Here is a 225-nt window from a genome sequence, read left to right as displayed (position 1 = left end):
TGTAATTAAGGGGAGAATATAGTATTGATTTATAGCGACAATAGTTATGGGATTCAAGCAAACGAGCAACAATGCACCCTCATTTACTGAGGTGTTTACCGAATTGAGAAGTTCTAGAGCACGCAATGAGTTTCTAGAGCAAATTGACAAACTCATTGATTGGAGACCATTTCAAACGCTCATAAATAAAAAGCTAAATAAGAGAGCTGAAGCGAAAGGCGAACC

The 225-nt window shown here is 37.8% G+C and carries 1 pseudogene; it reads left to right on the top strand.

Annotation, left to right across the window (positions count from 1 at the left end):
• Nucleotides 1-118: 118 nt before the first annotated feature.
• Nucleotides 119-225: pseudogene (locus tag IX315_RS09885) on the top strand (IS5 family transposase); the annotation flags it as partial.

Source organism: Porphyromonas levii (assembly GCF_018206105.1).
Taxonomy (GTDB): Bacteria; Bacteroidota; Bacteroidia; order Bacteroidales; family Porphyromonadaceae; genus Porphyromonas_A; species Porphyromonas_A levii.
Note: the sequence above shows the minus strand (reverse complement) of the source record. Positions and strands in the feature narration are given on the sequence as shown.